The organism is Streptomyces sp. NPDC026246 (assembly GCF_055567995.1).
The window spans coordinates 140549-159363 of sequence record NZ_JBVHPJ010000005.1 but is presented as its reverse complement, the minus strand read 5'-3'; the positions used below and the strand labels follow the sequence as shown (position 1 = coordinate 159363).

Here is an 18815-nt window from a genome sequence, read left to right as displayed (position 1 = left end):
GGCCGCGTGCCGGACCGGACCGCACCGGTAGACGGCCGGACCCCACGGTCCGGCGGCACGCGGTACCGGCACGGCCGACCACGCCCCGCACCCGCTCCGTACGCAAGGACCCCGCTCCGCTCCGGCGTGCCTCCGGGCCGCCCGTGAGCGGCGTGGTGTGTCCGCGCGCCACCCCCGCCCGAAGGACTGCACCCCGATGACGGACCTGCACGCCCAGCGCCCCGCCACACCCGTCCCCCCGGGGGCCGGCACCCTGCCGCCCGCCCCCGTCGGCGACGCCACCCGGCACGTCCCGCTCGGTGAGCTCTTCACCGGGTGGGTGACGCGCGATCCGGACGCGCCCGCGGTCACCGACGGACGGCGCACCTGGTCGTACGGAGAACTCGCCCGGCGAGCCGGCCGGCTCGCCGCGCACCTGGCCGCCCGCGGCGCCGGACCGGAGCGGACGGTGGCGCTGGTGCTGCCGCGCTCGATCGAACTGATCGCCGCCGAGCTGGCGGTCACCCTCACCGGCGCGGCGTTCCTCCCGGTCGACCCCGGCTACCCGGCCGAACGGCGGGCGCTGATGCTCGCCGACGCCGCGCCCGCCGTCGTCCTGGACGACCTGGCCCGGGTCCGCGCGCTGCTGGACGGCAAGGGCGGGGAGACGGACCCGCCCCCGGGCCGGGTGCACCCCGACCAGGCCGCATACGTCATCTTCACCTCCGGCTCCACCGGCACCCCCAAGGGCGTCACCGTCCCCCACCGGGGCATCGCCGGTTTCGCCGCCGCGGCCGCCGAGCGCTACGCCGTCGGCCCGGGCGACCGCGTGCTGCAGTTCTCCTCGCCCAGCTTCGACGCCTCCGTACTGGAGCTGTTCATCTCCGTCCTGGCGGGGGCCGTGCTGGTCGTACCGCCGCACGGGCCGTGGCTCGGCGACGAACTCGCCGGCGTCCTGGACGAGCACCGCATCACCCACGCCCTCATCCCGCCGGCGGCCCTCGCCACGCTGCCCGACCCGGCGGACCTCGGCGGCCTGCCCTCACTGCGCACCCTGATCGTCGGCGCCGAGGCCTGCCCGGCCGCACTCGTCGACCGGTGGGCCCCCGGCCGCCGCATGATCAACTCCTACGGGCCGACCGAGGCCACCATCGTCGCCACCTGGACCGGACCGCTCGCCGCCGGCACCGGGACACCCGCCATCGGCGGCCCGCTGCCCGGCACCGAGGCGCACGTCCTGGACGCGGCGCTGCGCCCGGTGCCGCCCGGCACCGAGGGCGAACTGTACGTGGGCGGCGACGGCCTGGCCCGCGGCTACCTAGGCCGGCCCGGGCTCACCGCCACACGGTTCGTCGCCCACCCGTCCGGGCCGCCCGGCGCCCGCCTCTACCGCACCGGCGACCGGGTGCGCCGACGCGCCGACGGCGAGCTGGAGTTCCTCGGCCGTGCCGACCGGCAGGTCAAGGTCCGCGGCTTCCGCATCGAGCCCGGCGAGATCGAAGCCGCCCTGCTCCGGGACCCGGATGTCCGTGAGGCCGTCGTCGTGGTCCGCGACGAGGAACCCGCCCGCGGCCGCCTCATCGGCTACGTCACTCCCGCCGACCCCGCCCGCAGACCCGAGCCGGCCCGGCTGCGCGCCGCCCTCACCGCGGCCCTGCCCGCCCACATGGTGCCCTCGGCCGTCGTGGTGCTGGACGCGCTGCCGCTGACCCCGCAGCACAAGATCGACCTGCGGGCTCTGCCCGCGCCCGGCGGTACGGCTGCCGAACAGCACGTCGCGCCGCGCACCGACGCCGAGCGGACCCTGGCCGCGATCTGGGCCGACGTCCTCGGCGTCGGCACCGTCGGCGTCACCGACGACTTCTTCGACCTGGGCGGCGACTCGATCCTCGCGGCCCGCACCCTGACCCGCGTCCGGGAAGCGTTCGGCGCCCGGCTGTCCCTGCGCGACGTGTTCACCGCGCGGACCGTCGCCGCGCTCGCCCCGCTGACCGGCGAGCCGTCCGCCGCTCCGCCGGAGCAGATCCCCTCCGCCCCGCGTCCGGGACCCGTCCCGCTCTCCAGCGCCCAGCGCCGCCTGTGGTTCCTCGACGACCTCGCCGACGGCGGCACCGAGTACAACACCGGCGTCGCACTGCGCCTGCACGGCCCCCTCGACACGGCCGCCCTGCAACGCGCCCTCCACCGGCTCGCCGCCCGCCACGCGTCCCTGCGCACCACCTTCGCCACGGTCGACGGACAGGGTGTCCAACTCGTCGCCCCCGAGCCGGACGTGCCGTTGCGCACCGCCGACGCGGGGCAGGTGCCCGCCGACCGGCGGGACCAGGCCGTCGAACTCCTGCTCACCGAGGAACTGCGCCGCCCCCACGACCTGACGACCGGGCCCCTGACACGGGCGCTGCTCGTCCGCCGGGCATCCGAGGACCACGTGCTGCTGCTGGCCCAGCACCACATCGTCACCGACGGCTGGTCGGTCGGGGTCCTGACCCGGGACCTGGCGGCGCTCTACCGCGCCGAGGCCGCGGGCGAACCCGACGGCCTGCCCCGACAGGAGGTGCAGTACCCGGACTTCGCGCTGTGGGAGCGCGGGCGGCACACCGCCGGCGCCCACGCCGACGACCTCGCCTACTGGAAACGCCACCTCGCCGGACTCCAGCAACTCGACCTGCCCACCGACCGGCCGCGCCCCGCGGTGCGCACCACTGCGGGCGCGGCACACCGCCTGGACGTTCCGCGCCACCTGGTGGACCGGCTGCGGCTGCTGGCGGCGGGCCGCGACACCACCGTCTTCACGGTGTTCGCCGCGGCGGCGGCCGTGCTGTTCGCCCGCTACTCCGGGCAGCGGGACGTGGCGTTCGGCACCGTCACCAACGGGCGGGACCGCCGCGAACTGGAGGATGTGACGGGCTTCTTCGCCAACACCGTCGTGCTGCGCGGCGAGGTCGACGACGCCGCCACGGTGGACCGGTTCGTGCAGACCATGCGCGCGACCGTGCTGGACGCGTTCGCCCACGACGGTGTGCCCTTCGACCGCGTGGTCGAGGAACTGGCCCCGCCGCGAGACCCCAGCCGCACCCCGCTGGTGCAGGCGCTGGTGGTGCAGCAGGCGGCCCCCGCCCGGCCGCCGGTCGCCGCCGGCGTACGGATCGACGACCATCCGCTGCCCCGCCCGGCAGCACGCTTCGACCTCGTGCTGGAGTTCGCGCCCCGCGCCGACGGCGGGCACGAGCTGACGGTCGAGTACAACACCGACCTGTTCGACGAGGCGACCGTGGCCCGGATGGGCCGGCAACTGCGGCACCTGCTCGAAGGGATGGCGGACGGCCCGCACCGGACGCTCGCCGAGCTCCCGCTGCTGTCCGACGACGAGCGGCGCGTGCTCCTGGACTCCTGGAACCCGCCCGCCTCGGCAGCGGACCGGGCCGGCGGCGCCACCCTCCCCGCCCTCTTCGAGCAGCAGGTGGCCCGGACCCCCGACCGGACCGCGGTGACCTGTGGCGCGACCCGGCTGGACTACGCCGGGCTGAACCGGCGTGCCAACCGTCTCGCCCGGCTGCTGGCGGCGCGGGGCGCGGGCCCGGAGTCCCTGGTGGCGCTGTGCCTGCCGCGCACCGCCGACCTGCTGCCGGTGCTGTGGGCCGTCCTGAAGGCGGGCGCCGGGTACCTGCCCGTCGACCCCGGCTATCCGGCCGAGCGCATCCGCTTCATGCTCGCCGACGCGGCCCCCGCGCTCGTGCTGGCCACCCGGGAAACGGCGCACGCGCTCCCCGCGGACTGCGTGCCACTGCTCCTGGAGGACGTGGCACCCGCCGACGCCGGTCCTCTGGACGGCACCGGTCACGGAGATGCCGCCGACCTCACCGACGCCGACCGGACGGCACCCCTGCTCCCGTCCCATCCCGCGTACGTCATCTACACCTCCGGCTCCACCGGCCGGCCCAAGGGCGTGGTCGTCACCCACGGCAGTGTGGCCACGCTGGCCGCCTGGGCCGGGGACACGTTCGGTGCGCGCGGCTTCGCCCACGTCATCGCCTCCACGTCCCTCAACTTCGACGTGTCCGTCTTCGAGCTGCTGTGCCCCCTGCTGGCCGGCGGCTGCGTCGAGGTGATCGCCGACCTCACCGCGCTGGCCGACTCCACCGACGGCTCCCGGCCGCGCCGGGCCGGACTCCTCAGCGGCGTGCCGTCCGCGCTGTCCCGGGTGTTCGGCGGCGACGGCGCCCTGGAGGCGGACACCGTCGTCCTGGCCGGGGAGGCCCTGCCCGCCCGGACCGTCCGGGACATCAAGGACGCGATGCCCGCGGCCGAGGTGGTGAACATCTACGGCCCCACCGAGGCCACCGTCTACGCCACGGCCTGGTTCGCCGGCGGCACCGTCCCCGAGCAGGCCCCGCCCATCGGCCGTCCCATCGCCCGCACCCGCGCCTATGTGCTGGACCGTCTGCTGCGTCCCCAGCCGCCGGGCGTCACCGGTGAGCTCTACCTGGGCGGCGGCGGACTCGCGCGCGGCTACCTGCACCGGCCCGGCCTGACCGCCGCCCGCTTCGTCGCCGACCCGTTCGGCGCACCCGGGGACCGCATGTACCGCACGGGCGACCTGGTGCGCTGGAGCGCCGACGGCCGGCTCGAGTACCTCGGCCGCGTCGACCAGCAGGTGAAGGTGCGCGGCTTCCGCATAGAACTCGGCGAGGTGGAGGAGGCTCTGCGCCGCTGCGCGGGCGTCACCGAGGCCGCTGCCACCGTCCGCGAGGGCGACGGTCACCGCCGCCTGGCCGGATACGTCGTCCCCGCCGCCGGCGCGACCGTGGAACCCGAGGCCGTACGCCGCGAACTCGGGCGCACCCTGCCCGACTACATGGTCCCCTCGGCCGTCGTGGTGCTGCCCGCCCTGCCGCTCAACCCCAACGGCAAGCTGGACCGGAGCCGGCTCCCCGACCCGGCTCCCGCCGAACCCGCCGCCCGCCACGTCGCGCCCCGGACCCCCACCGAACGGACCCTGGCCGCCATCTGGGCCGGCGTCCTGCACGTGGAGCGCGTCGGAGCGGACGACAACTTCTTCGCGCTGGGCGGCGACTCCATCCTCAGCATCCAGGTCGTCGCCCAGGCCCGGCAGGCGGGCCTGACGATCAGCTCGCGAGACGTCTACCAGCACCAGACGCTCGCCGCCCTGGCCCGCCGCGCCGACGAGACCGGCAGCCGGCGCAGGCCCGCCCCGGCCGCCCCCGTCGAGGCCACCGGCACCGCGCCACTGACTCCCATCCAGCACTGGCTGTTCGACAGCGCCGCCGAACGGGCCGGGCACTTCGCCCAGACGCTGTCGCTGGAACTGCCCGCCGACGTCGACGAGAACGCGCTCCAGGCCGCCCTGGACGACGTGGTCGCCCACCACGACGCGCTGCGCTCCCGGTTCCGCGCCGACGGGGCGGGCGTCCGGTGGCTGATCGACGGCCCCGCCGCGCGCTGCCGCCTCACCCGCCACACCGGCCCGGACACCGACGCCCCGCACCTCGGCCCGTACGACCTGGACCACGGCCCGCTGCTGCGCGCCGTCCTGCACGAGCGGGGCGCGGGACGGCCGCCCGTCCTGCACCTGTCCGTCCACCATCTGGTCGTGGACGGCGTCTCCTGGCGGCTGCTCCTCGAAGACCTCGAACTCGCCTACCGCGCACGCCGCGAGGGCAGCGACGGCACGGCCGCGCTGCCCGGCAAGTCCTCCCCGCTGCGGCAGTGGGCGCAACGCCTGGCCGCGCACACCGCCGGCGGCGCCTTCGCCGCGGAGAAGGCCTACTGGACCCGGGAGACCGAGGGCGCCCTGGCGGCCCTGCCCACCGACCGGGAGGGCGCCAACACCTACGCCTCCCAGCGCTCGGTGACGGTGCGGATCGGCCCCGAGGACACCGACCTGCTGCTGCGGACCCTGCCCGAGACCTACCGCACCCGGGCCAACGACGTCCTGCTCGCCGCGCTCGGCCGGGTGCTGTGCGGCTGGAGCGGCCATGAGCGGGTCCTGGTCGACGTCGAGGGGCACGGCCGCGAGGACCTGTTCGCCGACGTCGACACCAGCCGCACCGTCGGCTGGTTCACCACCCGCCACCCCGTCGCCCTGGCCGTCCCGCCCGAGGACGGATGGGACGGCGTGCTCAAGCGGGTCAAGGAACACCTGCGCGCCGTGCCCCGCCACGGCATCGGCCACGGCGCCCTGACCCTGCCGGGCCACGACGGCCCACCGCTCCCGGCGACCAGCGCGCAGATCAGCTTCAACTATCTCGGCCGGTTCGGCCTGTCCGAGACCTCCGAGGAGGGCCTGTTCCGCCGGCTGGCGCGCCCGCTGGAGCTGGACGCCGACCCCGCCTCGACCCGCCCGCATCCCCTGGAGGTCGTGGGGCGGCTCGACGGTGACAGCCTGGAGTTCACCTGGTTCTACTCCGACGCGCTGCACCGCCCGGAGACCGTCGCCGACCTCGCGGAGCGCTACGCCGACGCACTGACCGGGCTCGCCCGGCACGCGGCCCGTCCCGGCGCCGCCGGACGCACCCCCTCGGACTTCCCGCTGGCCCGCCTCGACCAGAGCCACGTCGACCGGATGGCGGGGGAGGACCCGGCGGGCCTGGAGGACGTCCACCCGCTCACACCCACGCAGGCCGGCATGCTCTTCCACCGGCTCTCCCAGGCCGACCGGGGCGTGTACTTCCAGCAGTTGACGTTCGTCCTGGACGGCGTGCCCGACCCGGCGGTGCTGGCCGACTCCTGGCAGCGCGTCACCGACCGCACCCCGGTGCTGCGTGCGCGGGTGATGTGGGAGGACGTGCCCGAGCCGCTGCTCGTGGTGCGGCGCCGGGCCGCCGTACCGGTGGAGTCCGCCGACTGGCGCGGCCTGACCGCGGCCGAGCAGGACGAGCGGCTGCGCGACCTTCTCGACCGCGACCGTGCCCGGGGTGTCGACCTGACCCGCGCCCCGCTCCAGCGCCTGGTGCTGGCCCGGGTCTCCGACACCGCGGTACGCGTCGTGTGGTCCTTCGACCACCTGATCCTGGACGGCTGGAGCCTGTTCCAGGTCCTGTCCGACGTGTTCGCCTGCCACGCGGGCCTGTCCGGCACCGCACAGCCGGCGCTGCCCGAGCGCCGCCCGTTCCGCGACTACGTCGCCTGGCTGCGGGAGCACACCGACGGCATCGAGGGCGAACGCCACTGGCGGGCCCGTCTGAACGGCCTGACCGAGACGACGGCGCTGCCCTTCGACCGCGAGCCTCGCGAGAGCCACCGCGCCGAGTCCACGGCGGCGGTGCGCGTCACCCTGCCCGAGGCCGTCACCAAGTCCCTGCTGGACGTGGCGAGGACGGCGGGCCTGACGCTCAACACGCTCGTCCAGGGCGCCTGGGCGGTGCTGATGAGTCGTCAGGCAGGGTGTGAGGAAGTGGTGTTCGGCACCACCGTCTCCGGACGGCCGCCCGAGCTGCCCGGCTCCGACGCCATCACCGGCCTGTTCATCGCCACCCTGCCCACCCGCGTGCGGGTGCCGCGCGACGAGCCGCTGCTCACCTGGCTGGCCCGGCTCCAGCAGGAGCAGAGCGAGGACCGCCGCCACGACCACGTGCCGCTGCACCGGATGACGGCGTACACCGACCTGCCCGAGCGGGCCGCCCTGTTCGACAGCATCGTCGTGTTCGAGAACTACCCGGTGGACGACGACCTCGCCGCCGCGCACGGCCTCCGGCTGAGCGGCCTGGAGGGCATCGAGACCACCAACTACCCGCTCAGCCTGGTCGCCTACCCCGGCGTGGAGCTCGCCCTGCGCCTCGGCTACGACCCGGACCTGTTCGACGCCGCCACCGTCGAGCGGATGGCGGAATACCTCACCGTCCTGCTGGAGGGCTTCGCCACCGCCCCGGGGTCCGTCCCCGCCCGGCTGTCCCTGCTGACGGCCGTCCGCCGCGAGCAGGTGCTGCACACCTGGAACGACACGGCCACCGACGCGCCCGTCACGACCACCGCGGACCTCTTCGCGGCGCAGGTGGAACGCACCCCCGACGCCGTGGCCCTGCTGGCCGGCGAGGAGCGGCTGACCTACGGCGAACTCGACGCCCGGGCGAGCGCACTGGCCGGCCGGCTGGCCGCGCTCGGGGTGCGCCCGGAGGTCGCCGTCGGCGTGCTCATGGACCGCTCGACCGCCCTCGTCGTCGCCCAGCTCGCCCTCGCCCGCCTCGGCGGCGTGTACGTCCCGCTCGACGGCCGGGCCCCCGGGGACCGGCTGCGCACCATGCTTGCCGAGGCCGGCGCCGAGCTGCTCCTCACGGACGCTGAGTGGCACGCGACGGCCGCGGACCTTCTCCCCGAAGGGCACGTCCTGCGCCCGGACCTGGACACCGACGGGCCCGCAGCGGACCTCGCCGGCTTGCCGCGCGCGCACCCGGAGAACGTCCAGTACCTCATGTTCACCTCCGGCTCCACCGGCAACCCCAAGGGCGTGGCCGTCCGGCAGCGGGACGTCGCCGCGCTCGCCCTCGACCGTGCCTTCGCGCGCCACGACCGCGTCCTCGTGCACTCCCCGCACGCCTTCGACGCGTCCACCTACGAGCTGTGGGTGCCCCTCCTGCGCGGCGGCACGGCCGTCCTCGCCCCGCCGGGAGAGCTGGACGCCACCGCCGTACGCCACGCGATCACCGAACAGGGCGTCCGGTGCGTGTTCCTGACGATCGGCCTGTTCCGCCTGTTCGCTCAGGAGGACCCCGCCTGCCTGCGCGGCGCCCGCGAGGTGTGGACCGGCGGCGAGGCCGTGCCCGGCGCCGCCGTACGGCGCGTGCTGGACGCCTGCCCCGACCTCACCGTCGTCGACGTCTACGGCCCGACCGAGACCACCACCTTCGCCACCCGCCGCCCCTTCCACGCCGGCGACACCCTGCCCGCGGCGCTCCCCATCGGCCGCCCCCTGGACGACACCCGCGCCTACGTCCTGGACGGCGCACTGCAACCGCAACCACCGGGGGTTACGGGCGAGTTGTACCTCGCGGGCGCCGGACTGGCCCGCGGCTACACCGGCCGCCCCGGCGCCACCGCGGCCCGCTACCTGGCCGACCCCTACGGGCCGCCCGGCGGACGGATGTACCGCACCGGCGACATCGTGCGCTGGAGCGCCGACGGCGACCTGCACTTCGTGGGACGCGCCGACGACCAGATCAAGATCCGCGGTTTCCGCGTCGAACCCGCCGAGATCGAGGCCCGGCTCACCGCCCACCCGGCGGTCGCCGAGGCGGTGGTGTCGGTGTCCCGGCACGAGGGCCGCAAGCGCCTGGTCGCGCACCTGGTGCCGGCCCTGGGCGCCGCCGTGCCGCAGACGGCCGAGCTGCGCGCCCACGTGGCCGCGGAACTGCCCGACTACATGGTCCCGGCCGCGTTCGTCCCCCTCGCCGAGCTGCCTCTGACCACGAACGGCAAGGTCGACCGGCGGCGGCTGCCCGCACCCGAGTGGTCGGCCGCGGCCGACACCGCCCACCGCGCGCCGCGCACCGAGGCCGAGCAGGTGCTCGCCGGCATCTGGGCCGACCTGCTGGGCGTGGAACGCGTCGGCCTGGACGACCACTTCTTCATGCTGGGCGGCGACTCGATCGTCAGCATCCAGGTCGTCTCCCGGGCCCGCACCGCCGGGCTCGCGCTGACCCCGAGGGACCTGTTCCGCCACCCCACGCTCGCCGCCCTGGCCGCCGCCTCGACCGGCGCCGCCACGACCGTCGCGGGCACCGGCACGGTCACGGGCGAGGTCCCCCTCACCCCGATCCAGCACTGGTTCCTCGACGCCGAGCCGCCGCGCCCGGAGTACTTCAACCAGTCGGTGGTCGTCGAGACCGGCGAGGACGTGGACCCGGCCGCACTGCACGCCGCCCTGGCCGCGCTCTGGAGCCACCACGACGCCCTGCGCGCCCGCTTCACCCGGGCCGACGGCACCTGGCACCAGGAGTACACCGCCGCGGACGCCGACGTGCCGGAACTGCTGCGCACGCACGACCTGGGCGGCCAGGACGCCGAGGCCGCCGCACGGGCCGAGGCCCGCCTCACCCACGAGGCGCACACCGGCTTCCGCCTGGACACCGGGCCGCTGATCGCCGCGCGCCTCTTCACCGGCGGCGGCCGGCCCCCGCGCCTGCTGCTGACGGCCCATCACCTGATCGTCGACGGCGTCTCCTGGCGCGTCCTCCTGGAGGACCTGGAGACCGCCTACCGGCAGGCACGGACCGGCGAGCCGGTCCGGCTGCCGCAGCGCACCACGTCCGTGCGGGAATGGGTGCGGCGGCTCACCGCCCGCACCGGCGAGGCGGACCTCGTGGCGCAGCGCGCCCACTGGGCCGACGTCTCCCGGCACTGCGCCGCATCCCTGCCGGTGGACCTCGACGGCGGCAACACCGCCGGCGACCTGCGCGCCGTGACCGTACGCCTCGACCGGCAGCGCACCGAGGACCTCCTGCGCAAGGTCCCCGGCGTGTACCGCACCCGCGTCGACGACGTCCTGCTGACCGCCCTCGGCCGCGTTCTGGCCGACTGGACCGGCCGCAGCACCGTCGCCGTCGGGCTGGAGGGCCACGGGCGCGAGGACCAGCACTTCGACGACCTCGACCTGTCCCGCACGGTCGGCTGGTTCACCAGCCTCTTCCCCGTCGCCCTCGACCTGCCCGACGGCGACTGGGGCGCCGCGCTGAAGGCCGTGAAGGAACAGCTGCGGGCCGTCCCCGACCGGGGGATCGGCTACGGCGCCCTGCGCCACCTCGCGGGCGACGAACACCTCGCCGGGGCGCCGCTGCCCGCCATCAGCTTCAACTACCTGGGCCGGTTCGACTGGTCCGCCGCCGACGCCGAGCTGGTCCGGGCCGTGCCCGGCGGCCTGGACGGCGCGGAGGACCCCGGGGCGCCCCGGCCGCACCTGCTGGACGTGGTGGCCCGCGTCGAGGACGACCAGTTGGAGATCATCTGGCACTACAGCGGCGGCCGCCACCGCGAGGAGACCGTCACCTCCCTCGCCGGGGACATGCTGCGCTCCCTGGGGGAGATCGTCGCCCACTGCGCCGCCCCGCAGGCCGGCGGCCGCACCCCCTCGGACTTCCCGCTGGCCCGGCTCGACCAGGCCGCCGTGGACCGGGTCGCGGGCGACGGCCGCGGCGTGGAGGACGTGTACCCGCTGACGCCGATGCAGGCGGGCATGCTGTTCCACAGCCTGCTGGACCCGCAGGGCCGCACCTACGTCAACCAGGTGCAGGTCGTCCTGCACGGCGTCACCGACCCGCACGCCCTCGCCGCGGCGTGGCAGGACACGGCGGACGCCAACGCGATCCTGCGCACCCGCCTGGTGTGGCAGGAGACCGCCGAACCCCTCCAGGTGGTGGAGAAGCGGGCCGCCGTGCCGGTCACCCACCACGACTGGACCGGACGGCCCCCCGAGTGGTGCGCTCGCGAGACGGAGATGCTGCTCGCCGCCGACCGCGAGGCGGGCATCGATCTCGGCGCGGCCCCGCTGATGCGGCTCGCGCTGATCCGGCTTGGCCCCGACCGGGTGCGCATGGTGTGGACGTTCCACCACGTGCTGCTCGACGGCTGGAGCGCGGCCCAGGTGTTCGACGAGGTGTGCGAGCGGTACGCGGCCCGGACCGGCGGCCGCCCCCCGCAGGTGACCGACCGGGCCCCCTTCGCCCGCTACCTGGAGTGGCTGGCCGCCCAGGACACCGCCCGGGCGGAACAGCACTGGCGCGAGACCCTCGCCGGGTTCGCCGTGCCCACCGAACTGCCCCGGGACCGGCGCCCCGCCGACACCCACGGCGCGTCCTCGTCGGGCACCGTGCGGGTGGCCCTCGGCAAGGAGGTGTCGGCACGGCTCAGGGACACCGCCCAGCGCGCGGGGCTGACCGTCAACACGGTGCTCCAAGGCGCCTGGGGCCTGCTGCTGCACCACTACGGCGGCGGCGACGACGTCGTCTTCGGCACGACCGTGTCCGGCCGCCCGGCCGAACTGCCCGGCGTGACCTCGATGGTGGGTTTGTTCATCAACACCCTGCCCACCCGGCTGCGCGTCGACCGGCGGCGCCCCCTGCTGGAGTGGCTGCGCGAACTGCAGGCCGCCCAGTCCGAGTCGCGCCGCCACGACTTCGTGTCCCTCGCCCAGCTCCAGTCGTGGAGCGAAGTCCCGGGCGGAACCGGCCTGTTCGACAGCATCGTCGTCTTCGAGAACTACCCGTTCGACGCGGGCGCCCTGGCCCGGCACGGCCTGGCCGTGGAGCAGGAACGCGACGTCGAACCGACCAGCTACGCGCTCAGCGTGGTCGTCGCCCCCGGCGACGACGTCACCGTGAGCCTCGACTACGACCCGGCCGCCTTCGACGCGGCCACCGTCGAGGGGATCGGCACGAGCCTGCGCACGCTCCTGACGCAGTTCGCCGCCGACGCCGACCGCACTGTGGCCGACCTGGCCCCGCTCGAACCGGCCGACGGACGCCGCCTACTGGACCGCCTCGCCGGGCCCGGGGCGCTGCTCCCGCGACGCACCCTCCCGGACGCCTTCGCGAATCAGGTCGCCCGCACCCCCGGCGCGCCCGCCGTCCTCCACGGCGCCGAGGAACTGATGTACCGTCAGCTCGACGAGCGCGCCAACCGGCTCGCCCGCCTGCTGATCGAGGCCGGGGCCGGGCCGGAGCGGTTCGTCGCCCTGGCCCTGCCCCGCACCGCCGACCTGGTCGTGGCGCTCCTCGCGGTCCTCAAGAGCGGCGCCGCCTACCTGCCCGTCGACCCCGGCTACCCGGCGGAGCGCATCGCGTTCCTCTTCGAGGACGTACGCCCCGACGCGGTGATCACCAGCGCGGAGACCGCCGCACGACTGCCGCAGGGCTCGTACATGCGGATCGCCCTGGACGACCCGGACCTGGCCGTCCGGCTGGCCGCCGTGTCCGCCGCGCCCGTCGGCGACGGCGAGCGGCGCGGCAGGCTGCTGCCGGACCACCCGGCCTACGTCATCCACACCTCCGGCTCCACCGGCCGGCCCAAGGGCGTCGTGGTCCCGCACGCCTCCGTGGTGGCGCTGACCGACTGGGCTGCCGCCGAGTTCACCGGCCGCGGGCTCGCCCACGTGGTGGCGTCCACCTCGCTCAACTTCGACGTGTCGGTGTTCGAGATCTTCTCGCCGCTGCTCGCCGGCGGCCGGGTGGAGGTCGTCCGCGACCTGCTGGCCCTCGCCGAGCGGTCCGAGCCGTGGCGGGCGGGGCTGCTCAGCGCCGTCCCGTCCGCCCTCGGCCGGCTCCTGGCCGAGGACACCGTGCACGTCGGCGCCGACACCGTCGTCCTGGCCGGCGAGGCGCTGCCCGCCCGCGCCGTGCGGCAGGTGCGCGCGGCGGTGCCCGGCTGCCGGGTGATGAACGTCTACGGCCCCACCGAGGCCACCGTCTACGCCACCGCCTTCACCTGCGACCCGGCCGACCCCGACCGCGTCCCGCCCATCGGCCGCCCCGTCGGCGGCGCCCGCGCCTACGTCCTGGACGCCCGCATGCGGCCCGTGCCCATCGGCGCACCCGGGGAGCTGTACCTCGCCGGCACCGGGGTGGCCCGCGGCTACCTCAACCGGCCCGGCCTGACCGCCGGCCGCTTCCTCGCCGACCCCTTCGGCCCGCCCGGCAGCCGCATGTACCGCACCGGCGACCTGGTCCGCTGGAGCACCGTCGGCGACCTGCTGTACCTCGGCCGCACCGACGACCAGGTGAAGGTGCGCGGCTTCCGCATCGAACTGGGTGAGCTGGAGGCCGCGTTGGCCCGGCACCCGCACGTCGCCGCGGCCGCCGCCCGCGTCGTGGAGCACGACGGTCACAAGCGCCTGGTCGGCTACGCCGTTCCCCGCGCCGGCGACCTCCCCGCCCCGGCCGAGCTGCGGGAGTTCCTCGCCCGCACCCTGCCCGACCACCTGGTCCCGGCGACCGTGGTGCCGCTGGCGCGGCTGCCGCTGGGCGCCACCGGCAAGCTGGACCGCCGCGCCCTGCCCGAACCGGTGTGGTCCGCCGCCGTCACCGCGCGGGACACCCGCCCGCCGAGCACCGCGACCGAGCAGACCCTCGCCGCGATCTGGGCGCAGGTGCTCGGCCTGCCCGAAGTGGGCGCCACGGACAACTACTTCGCGCTCGGCGGGGACTCCATCCTCGGCATCCAGATCGTCTCCGCGGCCCGCCGCGCCGGTCTCACCCTGACGCCCCGTCACCTGTTCGCCCACCAGACGATCGCCGAACTGGCCGCCGCGGTCGACACCGCACCGGCCGGCCCCGCCACCTCCACGGCCGACCAGGGCCCGGTCGTCGGCGACGTCCCCCTCACTCCCGTGCAGCACTGGCTGTTCGACGTCCTCACCGGCGACCCGGCCCGCTTCACCCAGGCGGTCTCCTTCGAGGTGGCGCCCGACACGGACGAGGCGCTGCTGCGCGCCGCCCTCGCGGCGGTGCTGGAGCAGCACGACGCGCTGCGCATGCGCTACGAGCCCTCGGGCGACGGCCGGTGGCGCCAGGTGGGCACCCCGCCCGGCGCCGCACCGCACCTGGAGGTGCACCACGCCCCGGACGAACCGGCCGACGTGGCCACCGAGTTGTGCTCCGCGTTCGACCTGGCGGGCGGGCCGCTGCTGAAGGCCGCCCTGTGCCACCGGGACGGCGACCGGCCGCCCGTGCTGCTGCTGGCCGCCCACCACCTGGTCGTCGACGCGGTGTCCTGGCGGGTGATCCTCGAAGACCTCGAGACCGCCCACCGCGTACTGCGCGCCGGCGGCACCCCCGACCTGGGCGCGAAGACCACGTCCTTCCGCGACTGGTCCCGGCGCCTGGCCGCGCACACCGCCGACGGCGGCTTCGACTACGAGGCCGCCCACTGGAGCGCCCTGCACCCCACCGACCTGCCGACCGATCTGCCCGGAGGCAACAGCGCCGCCGACGAGGAGACCGTGACGGTGGCCCTCGGCGCCGAGGAGACCCGGCGCCTGCTGAAGGAGGTGCCCGACGCCTACCGCACCCGGGTCAACGACGTCCTGCTGTGCGCGCTGGGCCGGGTCCTCGCCCGCTGGACGGAACAGGACCGGGTGGTGGTCGCGCTGGAGGGCCACGGCCGCGAGGACCTCTTCGACGGCGCCGACCTCTCCCGCACCGTCGGCTGGTTCACCACCATGTTCCCCGTCGGCCTCGACGTGCCCCGCGACGCCGACCTCGGCGCCGCGCTCAAGACCGTCAAGGAGAACCTGCGGGCCGTACCGCGCGGGGGAGTGGGCTACGGCGCGCTGCGCCACCTGCACCCGACGGCGGGGGCCGGGCTGCCCGCCCTGCCGCAGATCGGCTTCAACTACCTCGGCCGGCAGGACCGGAACGCCGGCGGGGACGGCCTGCTGCGGGCGCCCCACGAGGGCCTGACCGGCGGCATGGACCGCTCGGCGGAGCGGCCGCACCTCATCGACGTGCTCGGGCAGGTCACCGACGAGTGCCTGGAGTTCACCTGGTCGTACTCCCGCGCGGTGCACCGGCCGGAGACCGTGACCCGCCTCGCCGAGGAGACGGCGCAGGAGCTGCGCCGGATCGTCGCGCACTGCGCCGAGCCCGGCGCGGGCGGCCGCACCCCGTCCGACTACCCGCTGGCCGCCCTGGACCAGGCCGCCGTCGACCGGCTCGTCGGCGACGGCCGGGACGTGACGGACGTCTACCCGCTCACCCCCACCCAGACCGGCATGGTCGTGCACGGCATGGACGAGCCCGGCGAGGGCCTCTACGTCGAGCAGATCACCTTCGTCGCCGACGGCGTGCGCGACCCCGCACTGCTCGCGGCCGCCTGGCAGCACGTCGTGGACGCCACGCCCGTGCTGCGCACCGCCGTCGCCCTGACCGGGGTTCCGGTGCCGCTGCAGACCGTGCACCGCCACGCGCCGCTGCCCGTCACCCGGCTCGACTGGACCGACCTCGGCACGGCGGAGCGTGAGACCGCACTGCGGCAGCTGCTCGACGAGGACCGGGCCCGCGGCATCGACCTGGGCCGTCCCCCGCTGCTGCGCGTCACCCTGATCCGGCTCGGCCCGGACGAGGTGCGTGTGGTGTGGACCTTCCACCACGTCCTGCTGGACGGCTGGAGCGTCTTCCACGTGCTGGCGGACGTCCTCGAGGCGCATGCCGCGCTCACCGCCGGAACCGAGCCCCGTCTCCCGGCGCGGCGGCCCTTCGCGGACTACGCAGCCTGGCTGGCCGGCCGGGACAGCGCCGCCGCCGAGGAGCACTGGAAGGCCGCCCTCGCCGGGTACGCCGCGCCCACCCCGCTGCCGTACGACCGCAGGCCCGCCCCAGGTGCCGCCGCCCGGTCGGGCACCTGGCTGTCGCAGCGCCTCGACGCGGCCGGCACCGCCCGGCTGACCGACTTCGCGCGCCGCCACCGGCTCACCCTCAACACCCTGGTCCAGGGCGCCTGGGCGCTGCTGCTCGCGCGCTCCGGCGGCGAGCGGGACGTGTGCTTCGGCACCACGGTCTCCGGGCGGCCCGCCGACCTGCCGGGCGCGGACACCATCACGGGCCTGTTCATCACCACCCTGCCCGCGCGGGTCACCGTGGACGACGCCATGCCGTGCCCCGCCTGGCTGCGGGAGGTGCAGGCCGCCCGCGCGGAGGACCGGCGCTTCGACCACGTGCCGCTGACCGACCTTCACCAGTGGAGCGAACTGCCCGCGGGCACAGCACTGTTCGACAGCCTGCTGGTGTTCGAGAACTACCCGGTCGGCGACGCCACCGCCGGCGCGCACGGCGTGCGCTTGCACGGCCTGGACGCCCGCGAGGCGACCAACTACCCGCTCACCGTGGTGATCTCGCCCGGGGACGAGCTGACCGTGGAACTCGGCTACGACCCGCGGTACTTCGACGAGGCCACCGCCGACGCCCTGGCCGCCCGGCTGATGCACACCCTGACCGCCCTGGCCGCCTCCGGCGACGAGGCACCACTGCACGCGGTGGACGTGCTGCCGCCCGCCGAACGCCACCGGCTGCTGCACGGACCCGCCCGCCCGCACCAGACGCCGCCGCCCCCGGCGACGCTGCCCGCACTGATCGAGGCCGCCGTCGACCGCCGGCCCGGTGAACCCGCCCTGGAAGGGGGAGGGCCGACGCTCACCTTCGCCGAGGTGGAGGCCCGCGCCAACCGGCTGGCGCACCGGCTGATCGCCCGCGGTGCGGGGCCGGGCGACATCGTCGCGCTGGTCCTGCCGCGCTCGGCGGACATGGTCCTCGCCCAGCTCGCCGTGGCCAAGGCGGGCGCCGCGTTCCTCCCGGTGGACCCCGGCTACCCCGCCGAGCGGGTGGAGACGATGCTGCACGACGCGCGGCCCGCCGTCACCCTGACCGCCGAGGAGGTCGCCGGCCTTATCGCCGCACCGCCGGACGGCACGCCGGACCACCGGCCCGCCGACCCCGACCGCGTACGCCCGCTGCACCTCGACGACCCGGCGTACGTCATCTACACCTCCGGCTCCACCGGCACCCCCAAGGGCGTCGTCGTCACCCACCGGGGACTCGCCGCGTTCGCCGCCGCCGAGGCCGCGCACTACCAGGTCGGCGCCGGGGACCGCGTCCTGGCCTTCGCCACGCCCAGCTTCGACGCCTCGGTGCTGGAGCTGTGCATGTCCCTGCCGCACGGCGCGGCCCTCGTCGTACCGCAGCAGGGCCCGCTGCTCGGCGCCGAACTGGCTGGCGTGCTGCGCGACGCGCGCATCACGCACACCCTGCTGCCGCCCGCCGCGCTCGCCACCCTCCCGCCGGACACTCCCGGCACCCTGCCCGACCTGCACACCCTGATCGTCGGCGCGGACGCCTGCCGGGCCGAACTGGTCGCCCGCTGGGCGCCGCACCACCGCATGGTCAACTCCTACGGGCCCACCGAGGCCACCGTCGTCGCCACCTGGTCCGACCCGCTGGCACCGGACGGCGAGGCGCCCCCCATCGGCCGCGCGCTGCCCGCCACCACGGCCTACGTCCTCGACGCCCGGCTGCGCCCGGTCCCGGACGGCGTGCCCGGCGAACTGTGGCTCGCGGGACCGGTCCTGGCCCGCGGCTACCTGCACCGCCCCGGTCTGACGGCGACCCGCTTCACCGCCGACCCGTTCGGACCGCCCGGCGCCCGTATGTACCGCACCGGCGACCTGGTCCGCCGCGACGCCCGCGGCGAACTGCACTACCTGGGCCGCACCGACCACCAGCTCAAACTGCGCGGCCACCGCATCGAGGCCGGCGAGGTGGAGGCGACCCTGGTGCGCCACCCGGCGGTCCTGGACGCGGTGGTGAGCGTGCGGGAGGACGAGCCGGGCCTGCCGCGCCTGGTGGCCCACGTGCTCGTCGCCCCCGGCGCCGAACCGCCCACCGGCGCCGACCTGCGGGCCCTCGCCGCGCGTACCCTGCCCGGGCCCATGGTGCCCTCGGCGTTCGTGACGATGGACCGCTTCCCGCTCACGGAGAACGGCAAGACCGACCGGGCCGCGCTGCCCGCCCCCGCCCCGGAGACCCGGGAGGCGGACGCCGGGCACGTGGCGCCCCGCACGCCCACCGAGGAGGCCGTCGCCGCCCTGTGGGAGGAGGCCCTGGAGACCACCACCGTGGGCGCCGAGGACGACTTCTTCGACCTCGGCGGCGACTCCCTGCGGGCCCTGCTCATCGCCTCCCGCGCCAACGACACCTTCGGCGTGACCCTCACGCCCCGCGACGTCCTGGTCCACCGCACCGTGGCCGCCCTGGCGGACCTGGTGGAGGAACAGGTGCTGAGCGAACTCGAAGACGCCGCACGCGGCGACAGCGACCACGAAGAACGGTGAGGACCGGACG

Annotated in this window: 1 protein-coding gene; it reads left to right on the top strand. The window is 76.0% G+C overall.

What is annotated here, in order from left to right; all coding sequences use genetic code 11:
- Positions 1 to 196: 196 nt before the first annotated feature.
- Entirely contained in the window at positions 197 to 18805 is an 18609-nt protein-coding gene (locus tag ACZ4M5_RS15200) for a non-ribosomal peptide synthetase (RefSeq protein ID WP_467736803.1), read from the top strand.
- Positions 18806 to 18815: the final 10 nt, after the last annotated feature.

Coding starts and splice junctions, on each gene's coding strand:
- ACZ4M5_RS15200 (WP_467736803.1), top strand. CDS start 197: ATGACGGACCTGCACGCCCAGCGCCCCGCCACACCCGTCCCCCCGGGG.